The sequence below is a fragment of the Chryseobacterium sp. KBW03 genome (genome assembly GCF_003852415.1).
GTDB lineage: Bacteria > Bacteroidota > Bacteroidia > Flavobacteriales > Weeksellaceae > Chryseobacterium > Chryseobacterium viscerum.
Genome location: NZ_QAJO01000003.1, coordinates 863,971 through 878,313, shown reverse-complemented (window position 1 = coordinate 878,313; position 14,343 = coordinate 863,971). Strand labels below are relative to the sequence as shown.

Sequence of the window (14,343 nt, the reverse complement as noted above, 5' to 3'; positions counted from 1 at the left end):
CACTCTAAAAATACACCGCGGGATGGAGCAGTAGGTAGCTCGTCGGGCTCATAACCCGAAGGTCATCGGTTCGAGTCCGGTTCCCGCTACTAAACAAGAGAAGCAATATACTATTGCTTCTCTTTTTTGTTTTGGTAAATAAGATTCCAAAATTTGGAAGATTTTAATTATACTATTTTATATAATTATAAAAAATGATCTTAAAAGATTGTTTTTTGTAGCGTCTTTAATTCAGTTTGCCGTATTTCTATTAAAGGCAAAGAGATATCACATTGTTTCAGAGTTATTTTTGTACAAAAATACTGTGCGGAATAAGAATGTCATCTCCTTCTCTACCATATTGCGGTACAATAAATCCTTTAGGTTCATATCGGTTGGTACCGGAATTATAATACCAATTTGCACAGCCGCTTATCTGTAATTTAATGTGATAGATATGGTTATATGCCGCTTCCTGAAACTCTCCGAAATCGGGAAGAGATTGATGGAGATCGTCCAACTCCCGGCCATATGCATCGTGTAATCTCATGGCTTCCGTGCATGCTTCCTGATAAGTTAGTTTATACTGGTGGCTTAGAATAAAGATGATGTTCAGACTTTCAGTTTCTATTTCAAGTTCTTTTTTCAAGGAGGCAAAATCATTCTGAATTACAATAATCAGGGAAAGCAATTCTCTGCAACGTTGTACAATAGGATGATTGTAAATATGAACAGGCAGTACAGAATTGGTAGCAGGATCTATCAAATCACCATATGGCCACATACCGATTGAATATTTCCGAAAACTAAGATAATGTGGAAGTAGGGGATAGACTCTGGTTTCAGATTGTTTGAAAGGGATCTCTTCCGCCATTCCATACATAATAAATTCATAGAAATTCATAGAAACACGATCTATCCAGAATTGAGGCATTCCATTTATAATCCATTCTTTTCTTGCCTGGGCCATTTGTCGTAAAATTCCGATTTCGTCAGGACGAGGCTTATCACCCATCATGACTTCATACACTCGATCAGCCATTATTTTTAATTCTTTTGCAGGTGTCAGCCCAAAATAGTCATCGAAAATCGTGATATAGATCATTAGTCTGGCACAGGGGCGCATCCGTTCTATGCTATCACAAGTTGGGTTCATATAAGTCGCTACCCGGGATAAGAACTGAGGTTTGCATCTTTTTATTCCTTCTTCAGAAATAAAAGTATAATCATCATCATACCATTCTTTTTCTTCCTCATCAAAGGCATTCGCAATAGGACTATTCACTGTTGGCCACGGGTAATGGCATTGAGGTACTATTAATTCTTCTCTCATGAATTTGACTTTTAATAAATTATTAATAATATTATAGCTGATTTAGTTTTTCTTTCAGTTCTTTTGCTTCCGGAAACTCCATTGCATTGTAACGATCCAGTTTGGTAGATATGTTTTTCCAGCCACTCAGTACCATACTCATATAATGGACCCAGTTTACTACGGCATCGTGCCATATCCCAAAATCTGGAAGAGAAGCTTGTAATTCTAAGAATTCTTTCAGGTCTTCATTGTGAAGCCGCAAATCTTCGAGGCATGCCTCCTTCAGTGACATTTGATGTTCATGTTGAATCACTTTTACTATATTGTAATAAATACTATCGGTTGCCTCATCTTTCAGTACAGACTGTACTTCATTGAAAAAAGTAACCAGATGACAGGCTAGTGTTTGTAAACGAATGATTATCGGATGTTCATGTATTTCCGGAGGTAGAATGATTCCCGTTTCCAATTCTGTAAGCTGTAGGAAAGGGTAGAGACAAATAGAGTTTTCACGAAGAGCGATACATTCAGTCACACTGGGATAAATTTTGTGTTTCTTGTATTTTAATTCAGTTTCTAATCCTGTGAAATATCTGCTGATCATTTGCGTAAAGCGGGAAATTGATTCTTCCGGGATAAATTGTAGTAATTCCAGTCTTAAAGAAGCTAGCATTTTCCCTAATGGTATTCCTGAGTCTTCTGCACTTATCTCACCATTGAGTATGGCAACGGATTGAATACGTACATGTTCAATATCTTCGGGTTTGCTTTCCTCATAAAGGTCATCATTGTACAAGGTCCACAGCATTAGCCGGCAAATCGGTTTGAATCTTTCCGGTGATGCGGTGGGAAACCATTGAGCTGCAATATGTGCTGTTTTAGTTTTTTTGTACTTTTTGCGAAGAGTAGGGTTTTGCTCATAAATCCACAGATAATCACCGTCTATCCATTGATTCTCAGTAATCTCCTGCAACTGTTCTGCATTCGGGTTTTTTAGTGTTGGGAAAGGATACCTGAATTGCTTGTGAAGGAGTTCAAGGGTGTTAAAATTTTCATTGTTCATGGTATTGAGTTTTGGTATAAGACTAATATATCATTTATTTAACATAATATATTTATATTTCACAGAATGTTGATATTTTATTTTGTATACTCCGATATGGTAATGGTAATAGTCAATTAAAAGGAGGAACGTGTTGAATTATAGTATGAAATTGAGGATATGTCCACTTATTTGAAATAATTTTCGCTTTTTTTTCTCCTTTTTTGATTGCAGAAACCTTCAGAAAATAGAAATTTAAAAAAAATATGAAAATTTAAAATTGATTATGTGGGTTTAATTATCTCATTTATAAAATGTTATAATGATATTTTGTTGAAAAAATGAAGAATAAGACACCTCTGATTTATAGTAATACGGTAGCATAGCAGATACACCATATGAATACTAGTAAATCCTTAATAAAAAATTCTTGAGGCTGTAACGTTTTAGTCCTCTGATAGTATTCAGAAGAGATTACTTTTCCATCTTTTATACTCTTCTTTCATGCAATGCCCACAGGGACGATAATTGTTTTGCAGTGCTTCTTTTTCATCTGTGAAAAAAACTCGGTTTTCCTTTTTCATTCTTTTTCCTGATCGGCAGCTGAGTAATCCAAAGATCTTCAGTTTTTTATTGCCTCCAAAACGAACTTTTCCGCTGTGGATTTTACTTCTCAGGCTCTCGGGTGATATTTGAGAATGTTGGAACATTATGATTAAAAAATTTATACTTGAAGGGTTAAAGTTTTTGATAGAAACAATTCAGGTTCGTTATATGACTAGCTTATGGCATCATGGAAGATAATTCCCAAAGCATAACGGCTGCCTCCTTTTACTTCACTTACCCCATGTTTCATATTGACTCTATAGTAGCCTTTGGTTCCCTTTTCAGGTTTAAATTGAGTCGTGAAAATAAGTGCATCTCCTTTTTTAGGTTGTAAGACAATAGCTTTAGACTGCGCTCTTGGAATCTGCTGGGTAAGAACAAATTCTCCTCCTGTGAAATCCTGATCAGGCTCACTGAGCATTAATACGACCTGAATAGGGAAATACAGATCACCATATAAGTCCTGGTGTAAAGTATTGAACCCTTTTTCTTTATATTTTAAAACCAATACAGTGGCTTTATGCTGGCCGTTTGCATGACATTGCTGTAAAAATTCCTGATGATCTGATGGAAATTGAATGTCAATATGCAAAGCTTTGAACCATGAATTGGCTATAGGAGCCAGATATGGATATATATTTGTTCGTACAGTCTGGATAATTTCAGGCAGGGGATAGTTAAAATATTTATATTCACCCAGGCCAAAACGATGCCGTGCCATGACAACAGTTTTGCGGTAAAGGGCAGTGTTATTATAATTTGACTTTATGATTTCACATTCTTCATCTGATAATAGATTGGAAATAACAGCATACCCGTTTTCATGCATCATTTCTGTAATATGCTGCCAATCTGTGTTTTTAATTGTCTGGATGATGTTTTTCATTGGTTTGATTTTATACGGCAAAAATCCGAAGTTGTTCAGATTAATAAAATCCAAAACATGTGGTATTTATATTTTTGTGAATGGCAGATCTCTCATGTTTCCAACTCTGGACTATGGGTATAAGATTAATCTGGATGATAAGACTGGTCCTGTTTAAGGCTACTTTTGCCCTGTTAATCAAAATAAATAACGATGAATTACATTATTAAAAAGGCAAGTCTTGAGGATCTTAATGAAACGGCAGAATTATTTGATCTTTACCGTGTTTTTTACAGGCAGGAATCTAATATTGAAAAAGGAAAGGCTTTTCTGAAAGAACGATTTTTAAACAGTGAATCGGATATTTTTCTTGTCATAGCCGATGGAAAAGCTGTGGGATTTGTACAGCTTTACAAATTATTTCATTATACCAAATTAGAAAAGCAATGGCTGTTGAGTGATTTGTTTGTTCACCCCGATTATAGAGGAAAAGGGCTTTCTGTAGCGTTAATTGACCGCAGCAAGCAATGGTGTGAAGAAACAGGAGCATGCGGACTAATGCTTGAAACAGAAAAGACAAATGATATTGGAAATACATTGTATCCGCGTTGTGGATTTGAATATGATGGGCAGCACAATTATTACCATTGGTGGAAATAGGTTAACAATATTTCAGCCCTAAATATTGTCATAATAAATAATAAAGCACCTGAAAAAACGGGTGCTTATTTAGTTTCTATGCTAAAAAGTAGTATTAGTTCTACAATTCCAAACATTTAATTCTACATGCATTTCCTATCATTAGTGGCGTATAGTTCTATTTTTGTAATGCTCTTACAGATCATGGGTAGGACAGTTGATCTGTAGAGTGTATGCAAAAAAATCTCTGCCTCATTTTCTACTTTTTCCCCAAGAGTTTTATGATTAGTACCACAAAACTGCTTTTTCCGGCGGAGATTTTTTGCTTTACATAAAAAGAGAACTGCAAATAGCAGTTCTCTTTTTTATGGGGTAAGGATCGTTTTATATTATTGAGCCAGCTGAGCGTAAGGAGTCAATTTGTTATCATCAGACATGGTCTGTCCTAGAAACTCTCTTTTCTGATCGGCTTTCATTCTTCCTGCAGCATCATTGGCATTGAAATAAGCTTCACTTAGTTTTGTAGCAATATCAGCAGGTTTAAAATCAAATTTTGTATCTCCTTCAACTCCTAAATATCCGTTTTTTCTTGTAAGATTAGAAATATAGTTGTTGTAATTGATGAATGTATTTCTCAGATACTGTGTGTGGTATTCCATACATTTTTTAGCTTTTTTAGAAGAATTGTTCAGAATACAGTTTTTCATATTGTTTCTGTATAAGAACCATTCGGATTCTAAAATGCCATATTCTTTACCTAAAGCAATTTTCCCGTTGTTGACAATATTATTATCCCCTTCTTTTGTAGAAATAGTCTGAAGATGCTGGATAACTAATGGAACGGTAGCTTCGATTTTTGATTTTGTATCTTTTAACAAGCTAAGATCGGCAGCAGGAGAACCCTTCTTTTGAGCTGTAGTAACATTGAAAATAAGCAGTAATAGTACAATCAATAAATTATATCTTTTCATGAGAAATTTTTAAAGCACTAAAATAAATATAATTTCCCAGTTAAAACAAATACATTTTAATATTATTTAATAAAATTTAACAATTCTTTAATGTATGGTATTCATTGTTGTATAAATGGTGTGGTTAGGGTCTTTATTGAAGCGATTTTTATAATTGAATTTATACATGAAAAGCAATTTCACCTACTTATAATGCTCTTTTTCCTGAAAATATCATTCTGAACCTTTCACCAGGATAGTTTAGGGATTAAAGTAAAGCAATAATAACAGGGGTAAAAAAATCCACTACTATCATTTCGAAAGTAGTGGATTTTTAATTGACTGATCAATTTATTTAAAATAATGAGTAATCTTATCACTTTCAGGAACCACTTTAGAATCAAAATGTTCCAATAGTTTTCCTTCCGGGCTGATCAGAAATTTGTTGAAGTTCCAGCTTATCGCTGCATCCAGTACTCCATTTTGAGACTTGTGGGTAAGGTAATCAAATACAGGCGTTATTTTTGAACCTTTCACGTTCACAGAAGTGGTAAGTGGAAAAGTTACCCCATAGTTTTTTTCACAAAAAGACTTGATTTCAACATTGTCATGAAATTCCTGGTCTGCGAAATTGTCAGACGGGAAACCGATTACAACCAGCTTATCTCCGTAATCTTTATACAGCTGCTCCAATCCTTTGTACTGAGGAGTATATCCACATTTGGATGCTGTATTCACGATAAGGATGTATTTTCCTTTGTAATCAGAGAAATTGATTTTTCCTCCGTCAATGGATTCAATCTTAAAATCATAAATTGATTTTACAGGTTTTGGAACTGTAGAATCATCTGACTTGATAAATGATGAAAGGCTTATAATTCCTATAAGTACCATTCCGATAAAAAGTATTTTTTTCATTTGAAAAAAGATTTTAATATTAATTTATAAAACTTAGATTATTTATTTAAGAGCATTGTTTGATCTGCAGCAAATACTTTGCCTTCTTCATCTTTAAAAATTTTTCCTTCATTTTCCATTTTTTTCAGTACTCTGCTTACCACTTCTCTTGAAGTTCCCAATCCTCCTGCTATTTCTCTGTGCTTTATCTTCACAGGCTGATTCCCTGCCAGGGTTACTTTTCTTTTAATATAATTCAAAACCCGGGTATCCAAATGATGAAACATGGCCTCGTTAATCATATCCATTACCGCTGAAAACCTTCTTTCATACTCATGAAAAAATATTTTGTTAATGGCCGGAAATGCAACCAGCCATCTGTTCATTACAGATAACGGAACCAATAATACTTCAGAATCCTCTTCCGCAGTAGCATATACCTTACTTATATTGTTATTAAAAATAGATGAAAAGGTCATCAGGCAGTTTTCATTATCTCCAATATGATAGTAAGTAAGTTCACGTCCATCATTAAGTGAATAAACTTTAATGGCTCCTTTTATTAAAAATAAAACATATTTCACACGGTCGCCTTCCCGGATAATCTCCTGTCTGGCCTCTATGGTATCATATACAGCATGAGTCTTGATCTCTTCCAGAAAGCCTTCACCCAAAAAGCCAAATTTACGGTTAATAAACTCGCTAATGATATTATTTTTTTGATCCATTTTATATTTTTAATAAGACAAAACATTACCTTTCTCCGATTATAATCAGAGAATTGTTTTAATGTATATTTTTATAAGGGTTGCTGCCTCTTTTATCGCTCTTCAAGCCATTGAAGGAAACGGGAAGCTTTATCTTTCGTGACGAGTGGCTTTTCAGGAGTGGTAATCTTCAAACTGACAAGAAGCTTGCGGGAAAAATAATGTTCCACTTCCACAATTGCTGTAAAATTGATCAGATATTGTCTGTTGATTCTAAAGAACTGAACTCCTGAAACCAGCTGCCCCACTTCATCCAGAGACTGGGGTATTGAATATTCTTTCTGATCGAAAGTTACCAGTACCGTACTTCCAAACTGACTATAAAAACAGGCAATTCTGTCGATAGGAATATTATTGTATTTATTATTGGAAAACACCAGAAAATTGGTCTTGCCTCTGCCGGTAGTCAGATTAGCCAGTATATCTTCCAGTTTCCGGTCCGGTGAAGGGGAGTGCTGAAAGAAATTTTTAAGGTTGTTGATCTTTTCAAAAGCCGACTGAATATCTTTTTTCTCAAAAGGTTTTAATATATAATCTACTCCGTTACTTTTAAATGCTTCTATTGCATACTCATCAAATGCAGTACAGAAAACAACAGGAACTTTTATACTGACCCGGCTGAATATCTCAAAACAGTTTCCGTCTGCCAGCTGGATATCCATAAATATAATATCCGGAGTTTCATTTTCTGAAAGATATTCTACCGCCATGGCAACACTCTCAATATATTGTACTACAGTAGCTTCCGGCTGTACCGCAACAATCATCCGACCCAAAGCCTTTGCGGTCTTTATCTCATCTTCTATTACTAAAACTTTCATCTACTATTGGTAATTTGACTGTGAAATTAATATCATTTTGCAGTATAGTCAGTTCTTTTTCAGCAAAGTGCTTGTAACGTTCCCTGATATTTTCAATTCCTATCCCAGCGGAATCCTGTGGAATATTCTTTGGCTGAAAATTGTTTTCAATAATAATATATCCTTCATCACTGTATAACTTTATGAGTAATGGATGTGCCATTGATACGATATTATGTTTGATACAGTTCTCACACAACAGCTGCAGGGTAAATGGTGGGATATAAGAATTTAATATCTCTTCCTTAATGTCTATTTTAAACTCAATACCATCTTCAAATCTTGAAGTCAGGAGAAACATATACGCATCCAATATGGCCAGTTCTTTTTTTAAGGGAATAAGATCCAGCTTTCTGTTATCTAAAGTAAAACGGTAGAAATCAGCGAGCCTGACAACAAAATCCCCGGAATTATCATCTTTTATATCAATCATAGACTTCAGCGTATTGAGGCTGTTGAACAAAAAATGAGGATTAATCTGTTGTTTCAACAGTTCATACTGAGCATGGAGGTTATCGGTTCTGATCTGCTCAAGCTCAAACTTGATCTGCTGTGAATTATAAGTCTGATACAAAAGATACAAAAACATATAAATAGTCAGATTAATCAGTATTCCTCTGAATTCATACATCAATACCATCGTATTGAATCCATATTTTGGAAAGATAATATGATGAATGAGTACTATTGCCGCCATCACTACAATCCCTATGGACAGACTGATCACAAGCTTTTTATTGAAAAAACGGGTCGATATATTCTGGATAGAAAACTTGGGCAGACTGTAAATATTAAAATACCATACAAACAGTGAGAATAGAAATGAGATAGAAAAATCGATCATCAGCTCTCCCAATGTAATATGGATACGGAGTATTTTAGGTACCGAAGCCAGAATCCCCATAAATAAGGAGCTGAAGAGGATGATTCTCGGATCAATCCTGAATACCTTCTTTCCGTTTGTGTTTATATATTTAGCATAGATCATAAATAAAAATCAGGCAGTTAAGCAATAACAAATATACAAAAGCTAAATAACGGCATGGCAGCACGTCCGCTATTTAGCACAGAGATTTCTATAAAAACAAAAAATTAAGGCATAGCTGCTGCCATATTTTTCACAGGAACAGGCCAGATACCGCCGGGAGAAGGGAAGGAAACTCCTTTATTGGACCCCATCACCATATTATCCTGACCAAAGCGGTAAAGCGGCCATCCTTTATAAGTAAGCTGTTTTCTTCCAAATACAGTAATCGATCCGAAAAGTGATTTATCCAAACCGGACGGAACCACTATTTTATCCGTTTCATAAATAGGCCATACCCCATTATTCGAAAAATCAGAAGCTGTAAAATTGTTTTTATTCTGCTTATCATTTTTAAAGGTGTATAGTGTTACTCCTTTAGCATCCGTAAAATATAATGTTTTTCCTGTGCCTTCTGTATAGGTTGACGTATAGTTTTTCCCGTCATGTCCTACAAGCTGGGCATTGGTAAGCATAATGGTATAATCTGGTTTTGCTACAAACCATACACCTCCGATATTTTCGCCTCCGGTTTTTCCTGCATCTTCTTTTACATTGGTTCCGTTCACCAAAGGGGCATAGTAATAAAGAGGTCTTCCTTTATAGGTTACCTGCTTTTTCCCGGAACCCGTTGTTATTGTTGTAAAATCAGAAAGTTCTAATCCTGATCCCAGTTTTTCAGCAGAAAGATGATCTATATTGAAAATGGGCCATACCGGTTCACATCCTCCTGTACAATTATTGGTAGCGGTGGCATCATTAGCAAAAGAATAAAGAGTATGCCCTTCTTTATCTGTTAGAACACTTCCAAGGCTTGCATCATTTCTCAATTGTACCTCCTTTACTGCAGGATCAGAGCTTTCATCCTGATTATCCTTTGAACATGCAACAGAAGTAAAAAGCAGTAACGTCGCTGAAATGCATCCCGTTACTATGCTTGAACTGAATTTAACTTTTTCCATTTTTTAATAGTTTTAATGAATATTATTTTTTTTAATGTGATTTTAAAAATCTTATGTTAAGGCATAATCGAAGGTTTCATACTGAGAATGGTATGGATTCTTTCCGTTCCGCTGGCATCTACTTTTTTAAGGTCTTTCCCTTCATATCTTTGGTAGCTGATTTCTGAATGATCTGAAAAAGGTTGTCTGCTTTTAATAACTTCTACAGATAACAGATGATCCGGGATTTTTGCCCCATACCAATAAGGATCTTCCTTCTGTGACCAGGTAATCAGGGTCAATATTCTTTCTGTATGTTCCTCTTTTCCGGCATTACCTTTCAGTTCATCTATAGCCGGGATATTACCATAAAGAGTTGTCATAGCCTGCTTTTTATGATTAATAGAAGAGGTTACCACTTTCAGATTCATGGCATTAAAATCAAAACTTTCAGGAAGTGAGGCATTTTCATTCACTGCTTCGTATTCTTTTTTAGAACTGCAGCTCACAATAAGCACACTCATCATTAAATAAACAATCAGATTCTTCATAGCTTAATGGTTAATAGGAGAGGTAAATACAAAATCATTATCTTTCATAGGACGGTGGCAGCTGATGCATTCGCTGGCAAAATCTGCTGTTTTTCCGTACGGTTCAAGCTTGGGAGATAAAAATCTTGCCCATCCCCATCCTTTTGTGGAAGCGAATTTCTTAGAGTCCTTGATCATATATTCAACCTGTTTGAAAGCTCCGGTAGTGACATTACCATCACTGTCAATAATCTGTTCCCATGCTACTTTCGCCAATATGGTTCCGTCAGGCCAGGGATTGGTTTTATGTTCTTTCGCTGCTTTTACCGCAATATCGTTTCCAAATATGATACGCATTGTCCCGTTATCGAATCTCTCAGTAGAACTTATTGGTTTCCAGTTTTTATAATCAGGGATATAGCTGATGCCGTTCAGAGCAGTTGGTAGTGAAAGGTTGGGTGCTGTAGCATGCATTGCATTCACTTGCAGGTATTGTTTGTTATAAGCAGAAACTTTTGCTGTATCAGGCTTTTGTTTAGGAGCAAGAGAGGTTACATATTTTTTTAGGATGTTGATATCATTTTCAGAAAGTTTAGCTTCCGGATGAAGCAGTTCATAACTTTTGAGTGGCATCGCTTTCAGATTAATCTGATTGAAAGCTTCCCAAAGTTTTGCATTTTGTGCCGGAGGAGCTAGCTTGTCCCACTCAGAAAAGTTCAGGCCTTTTTTTCCTTTTTTAATATGATCTGCTACCAGCCAGTAAGCCGGGGCAATCTGATCAAACCATTTCAGGTCTGTCTGATTAGAATGACAATCGAAACATGAACGCTGCAATATGGCTCTTACATCACTGGGAACATGAATCTCACCGGTTATTGGTTTTTGCGTCATTTCAGGTCTGTAAAACTGTATCCCTATAAAAACAATCAGTACAATGAGCAGTATATTTTTTGTTTTTATTTTTTTTACAAAACGGTTCATATCTGTCTATTTTTATTCAAATTTCGCGACTTTACAGGGGATGTTTTCTTAGAAATTTGATCAATCGGACAAATTTTACTTTGAATCTGACAATTGTGATTATGAATTTTTTTTAGCTTAAAAAATAAGTACAGAAAATATTTCCATGATACTTTTTTCACTTTAGTAATCATCCTTTTCAAGGTTTAAAATCTTGAAAAGGATATGAGTCCAAAAACTTATTTCTTAAATGAACTAAGCCTTTACTATTAATTAAGGTCTTGGAGTAATCTGAGACTTTTTACTATAAAATAACAACCCCATTGAGTGATTTTCTATACAATAAACAGCAAATAATTTCATTCATTAAAAATTTAATAAATTTTAACTATTTATATGTTGTTGATTTTCAAATAATTATATTTTGTTAGCGTTTATCACTAAAAAAATAGTTGTTTGATTCAATTTTATTTCTACATTTGTATAACTAATTTCTTAGTGATATAGAATTGGACACTTTATATCACGATAATGATAAAATGAACAGGATATGAAAATTCAGACTTTAACAAAAGCAGAAGAACAGGTAATGCAGTATGTATGGAAAATAGAAAGAGGCTTTCTAAAGGATGTTCTTGATCTTTTTCCGGAACCCAAGCCGCATACCAATACGGTTTCTACCATTTTAAAAGTATTGAAAGATAAAGAGTTTGTAGACTTTCATGTTCATGGAAGACAGCATGAGTATTTTCCGCTTGTTTCAAAAGAACAATACTCCGGGAAAACCATGAAAAGTCTTGTGAAAAACTATTTTAAGGGATCCTATAAAAGTGCTGTTTCGTTTCTGGTAGAAAAAAATGAAATGACCGTAGAAGATCTTGAGATGTTATTGGATGAACTCAAAAAGAAAGATTAATACTATGGAAGCAATACTTTTATACTTTGGGAAAACTATTTTATGTTCGGGTGTAACGTTTTTGTACTATCAGTTGTCTTTAAAAGACAAGACATTCCATCATTATAACAGATTTTATCTGTTGGCAGCGATTGTGATATCACTGTTATTACCGCTCATCAGAGTAGACGATTTTACGATAGAAGTAAATAATGATATGTACATGCTTCTTGACAAGATTCAGAATTTTAACACAGAAAAAAACATAGACAATGGTAACCTTTATTTTAACATTATTTTTTCAACTCTGGGACTGGTTTCTCTCTATTTTTTAGGGAAACTTATCTATGGGATTTTTAAAATCCAGCAGTTTAAAAAACAGTTTCAGAAAGAAAGTTTTGACGGGATCAATTTTTACCGTACAGACCTCACCGAAGCTCCATTTTCTTACTTTAAAAACCTTTTCTGGAAGAATGCCATCACACTGCATTCTGATATCGGGAAACAGATTTTAAAGCATGAGATGGTACATATTGAACAGAAACATTCCTTTGATAAGATTTTTATCGAGATTATTACGTCTGTTTTTTGGTTCAACCCGTTCTTTCATATTATCAAAAAAGAAATTAGTTTAATCCACGAGTACCTGGCTGATAAAAAAGCCGTAAAACAATCGGACACCAAAGCATTTGCGCAGATGCTTTTAGCAAGCCACTTTTCCGGAACACAGTTGCCTGCCGCCAGTCCGTTTCTAAGTTCAAACCTTAAAAAAAGACTTAAGATGTTACAAAAACCAAAAACCAAGTTCGGATATGCGCGAAGAATTTTTGCATTACCGGTTTTATTTTCAGTAGCTTTTGCTTATCTGGTAAATGCTAAAAACAGAGAAATTGAAGAAACAAACCTTTCTATTAAAAAAGTCGTTTCAGAAATCAAGAAAGATACCGTAAGACCTGAAAAATCTGGACAGGAAATAAATTCAGAATTGAAATCTTTATCAGCAGAAGATCATACAAAATTGACTGATTTAGAGAAAAAAATAAAAGAAAAGGAGAAGGAGCTGAATGGACTGGATCCTGAAAGTGCTCTCTTCAGTGATAAAATAGAAGAAATAAGCAATCTGGCATCTGAGATAGGAGAGATTGCAGCAAACGCTGAAGTTGATGAATATTTCAATTCTGCCGAATGGAAGAATCAGATGAAGGAGCTTGAAAATATAGATCCTCTTGATAAAAAAGAACTTCGTAAAATTGAAAGAGCGGCAAGAAAAGCAGCAAGAGCGGCAGCCAGAATAGAAAAATTGCCAGTTCCGCCTGCTCCTCCCAAAGAACCCAAAGAACCGAAAATAACGTATTTCAAAACCAATAAAACGATCTACTATAAAGACCTAAGCCCTAAAGATAAAGAAGAAGTACGCAAAGCAATGGCAGAAGCTAAAAATGCTATGAAAGAAGCAGCAAATGCTAAAGTGGAAGGAGAAAAAGCCAGAATAGAGAGTGCAAAAGCTAGGATAGAAGGCGAAAAGGCCAGAAAAGAAAGCGAGTCTTTCAGAATAGAGAGAGCAAATGCGAGAATAGAGAGTGAAAAAGCAAGAAAAGAAAGCGAAGTTGCCAGAATAGAGAGTGCAAGAGCAAGGATAGAAGGAGACAAAGCCAGAAAAGAAAGTGAAGTTGCCAGAATAGAGAGTGCAAGAGCCAAGATAGAAAGCGAGGCTTTCAGAAGAGAGGGAGCAAAAGCGAGAATAGAAGCTGAAAAAATGAGACTGGAAGCCCAGAAAAACCTTAAAGATATTCATTTTACAAGGATTAATGGTTCTTCCAAAGTAATGGTAATGAGTGCCGATTTTATCAAAAAAGATGGCAACGGAAACATTGCAATGAATGGGGTGAAAAAATTTAATATAACTGGCAGTGATGATATGAAATACAAGTATTACATTGACGGGAAAGAAGTTTCTAAAGACGAAATCAATGCATTGGACACAAATAATATATCAAGAGTGAATGTCAACACTCAGAAAAAAGGAGATGTTCAGCAGGGAGAAGTAAGAATCAAGACAAAGAATTAAAGTTC

General features: G+C 35.0%; 15 protein-coding genes and 1 tRNA gene. 4 read left to right on the top strand and 12 right to left on the bottom strand.

Annotated features, from left to right (window positions below; translation table 11 throughout):
* Positions 1-16 precede the first annotated feature (16 nt).
* A tRNA-Met gene (locus tag DBR39_RS07965) sits at positions 17-89 on the top strand.
* A 194-nt stretch (positions 90-283) separates the two neighbouring features.
* On the opposite strand, the gene DBR39_RS07960 is transcribed toward DBR39_RS07965, so the two are convergent.
* The 4 genes from DBR39_RS07960 to DBR39_RS07945 form a co-directional block, all read right to left on the bottom strand.
* Positions 284-1,312: a terpene synthase family protein gene (locus DBR39_RS07960; RefSeq protein WP_124532028.1), complete on the bottom strand. Its 1,029-nt coding sequence runs from the start codon at positions 1,310-1,312 to the stop codon at positions 284-286.
* A 31-nt stretch (positions 1,313-1,343) separates the two neighbouring features.
* Entirely contained in the window at positions 1,344-2,357 is a 1,014-nt protein-coding gene (locus tag DBR39_RS07955) for a terpene synthase family protein (protein WP_124532026.1), read from the bottom strand.
* A 443-nt stretch (positions 2,358-2,800) separates the two neighbouring features.
* Positions 2,801-3,046, bottom strand: a complete 246-nt coding sequence (locus DBR39_RS07950; RefSeq protein WP_124532024.1) for an Ada metal-binding domain-containing protein — start codon at positions 3,044-3,046, stop codon at positions 2,801-2,803.
* Between the two features lie 68 nt (positions 3,047-3,114).
* On the bottom strand, positions 3,115-3,828 hold the full coding sequence (locus DBR39_RS07945) for a 2OG-Fe(II) oxygenase (protein WP_124532022.1): 714 nt from the start codon (positions 3,826-3,828) through the stop codon (positions 3,115-3,117).
* Positions 3,829-4,020: 192 nt separating this feature from the next.
* Here DBR39_RS07945 and DBR39_RS07940 point away from each other — a divergent pair, with 192 nt between their 5' ends.
* Entirely contained in the window at positions 4,021-4,467 is a 447-nt protein-coding gene (locus tag DBR39_RS07940; protein WP_124532020.1) for a GNAT family N-acetyltransferase, read from the top strand.
* A gap of 368 nt (positions 4,468-4,835) precedes the next feature.
* On the opposite strand, the gene DBR39_RS07935 is transcribed toward DBR39_RS07940, so the two are convergent.
* The 8 genes from DBR39_RS07935 to DBR39_RS07900 all read right to left on the bottom strand — a co-directional run bounded on the left by DBR39_RS07935 (position 4,836) and on the right by DBR39_RS07900 (position 11,396).
* Positions 4,836-5,417: a hypothetical protein gene (locus DBR39_RS07935; protein ID WP_124532018.1), complete on the bottom strand. Its 582-nt coding sequence runs from the start codon at positions 5,415-5,417 to the stop codon at positions 4,836-4,838.
* Between the two features lie 330 nt (positions 5,418-5,747).
* Complete coding sequence (locus DBR39_RS07930) at positions 5,748-6,314, bottom strand: glutathione peroxidase (RefSeq protein ID WP_124532016.1); 567 nt, start codon at positions 6,312-6,314, stop codon at positions 5,748-5,750.
* 38 nt (positions 6,315-6,352) lie between these two features.
* Positions 6,353-7,021, bottom strand: a complete 669-nt coding sequence (locus DBR39_RS07925) for a Crp/Fnr family transcriptional regulator (protein ID WP_124532014.1) — start codon at positions 7,019-7,021, stop codon at positions 6,353-6,355.
* 92 nt (positions 7,022-7,113) lie between these two features.
* Positions 7,114-7,881 carry a LytR/AlgR family response regulator transcription factor gene (locus DBR39_RS07920; protein WP_124532012.1) on the bottom strand — a complete coding sequence of 256 codons (768 nt, stop codon included), beginning with the start codon at positions 7,879-7,881 and terminating at the stop codon, positions 7,114-7,116.
* Positions 7,856-8,908: a sensor histidine kinase gene (locus DBR39_RS07915; RefSeq protein WP_124532010.1), complete on the bottom strand. Its 1,053-nt coding sequence runs from the start codon at positions 8,906-8,908 to the stop codon at positions 7,856-7,858. Before DBR39_RS07915 ends, DBR39_RS07920 begins: the two co-directional genes overlap by 26 nt.
* A 104-nt stretch (positions 8,909-9,012) precedes the next feature.
* Positions 9,013-9,906, bottom strand: a complete 894-nt coding sequence (locus DBR39_RS07910) for a hypothetical protein (protein ID WP_124532008.1) — start codon at positions 9,904-9,906, stop codon at positions 9,013-9,015.
* Between the two features lie 56 nt (positions 9,907-9,962).
* Complete coding sequence (locus DBR39_RS07905) at positions 9,963-10,436, bottom strand: hypothetical protein (protein WP_124532005.1); 474 nt, start codon at positions 10,434-10,436, stop codon at positions 9,963-9,965.
* A 3-nt stretch (positions 10,437-10,439) separates the two neighbouring features.
* Positions 10,440-11,396: a heme-binding domain-containing protein gene (locus DBR39_RS07900; RefSeq protein WP_124532003.1), complete on the bottom strand. Its 957-nt coding sequence runs from the start codon at positions 11,394-11,396 to the stop codon at positions 10,440-10,442.
* A gap of 529 nt (positions 11,397-11,925) precedes the next feature.
* Here DBR39_RS07900 and DBR39_RS07895 point away from each other — a divergent pair.
* Positions 11,926-12,291, top strand: a complete 366-nt coding sequence (locus DBR39_RS07895) for a BlaI/MecI/CopY family transcriptional regulator (RefSeq protein ID WP_103233056.1) — start codon at positions 11,926-11,928, stop codon at positions 12,289-12,291.
* A gap of 4 nt (positions 12,292-12,295) precedes the next feature.
* Positions 12,296-14,338, top strand: coding sequence for a M56 family metallopeptidase (locus tag DBR39_RS07890; RefSeq protein ID WP_124532001.1), 2,043 nt, complete (start codon positions 12,296-12,298; stop codon positions 14,336-14,338).
* The last annotated feature ends 5 nt before the right edge of the window (positions 14,339-14,343 follow it).

Excerpts from the sequence above, each read along its gene's own strand:
- DBR39_RS07960 (WP_124532028.1), bottom strand. The coding sequence starts at position 1,312 with ATGAGAGAAGAATTAATAGTACCTCAATGCCATTACCCGTGGCCAACA.
- DBR39_RS07955 (WP_124532026.1), bottom strand. The coding sequence starts at position 2,357 with ATGAACAATGAAAATTTTAACACCCTTGAACTCCTTCACAAGCAATTC.
- DBR39_RS07950 (WP_124532024.1), bottom strand. The coding sequence starts at position 3,046 with ATGTTCCAACATTCTCAAATATCACCCGAGAGCCTGAGAAGTAAAATC.
- DBR39_RS07945 (WP_124532022.1), bottom strand. The coding sequence starts at position 3,828 with ATGAAAAACATCATCCAGACAATTAAAAACACAGATTGGCAGCATATT.
- DBR39_RS07940 (WP_124532020.1), top strand. The coding sequence starts at position 4,021 with ATGAATTACATTATTAAAAAGGCAAGTCTTGAGGATCTTAATGAAACG.
- DBR39_RS07935 (WP_124532018.1), bottom strand. The coding sequence starts at position 5,417 with ATGAAAAGATATAATTTATTGATTGTACTATTACTGCTTATTTTCAAT.
- DBR39_RS07930 (WP_124532016.1), bottom strand. The coding sequence starts at position 6,314 with ATGAAAAAAATACTTTTTATCGGAATGGTACTTATAGGAATTATAAGC.
- DBR39_RS07925 (WP_124532014.1), bottom strand. The coding sequence starts at position 7,021 with ATGGATCAAAAAAATAATATCATTAGCGAGTTTATTAACCGTAAATTT.
- DBR39_RS07920 (WP_124532012.1), bottom strand. The coding sequence starts at position 7,881 with ATGAAAGTTTTAGTAATAGAAGATGAGATAAAGACCGCAAAGGCTTTG.
- DBR39_RS07915 (WP_124532010.1), bottom strand. The coding sequence starts at position 8,908 with ATGATCTATGCTAAATATATAAACACAAACGGAAAGAAGGTATTCAGG.
- DBR39_RS07910 (WP_124532008.1), bottom strand. The coding sequence starts at position 9,906 with ATGGAAAAAGTTAAATTCAGTTCAAGCATAGTAACGGGATGCATTTCA.
- DBR39_RS07905 (WP_124532005.1), bottom strand. The coding sequence starts at position 10,436 with ATGAAGAATCTGATTGTTTATTTAATGATGAGTGTGCTTATTGTGAGC.
- DBR39_RS07900 (WP_124532003.1), bottom strand. The coding sequence starts at position 11,396 with ATGAACCGTTTTGTAAAAAAAATAAAAACAAAAAATATACTGCTCATT.
- DBR39_RS07895 (WP_103233056.1), top strand. The coding sequence starts at position 11,926 with ATGAAAATTCAGACTTTAACAAAAGCAGAAGAACAGGTAATGCAGTAT.
- DBR39_RS07890 (WP_124532001.1), top strand. The coding sequence starts at position 12,296 with ATGGAAGCAATACTTTTATACTTTGGGAAAACTATTTTATGTTCGGGT.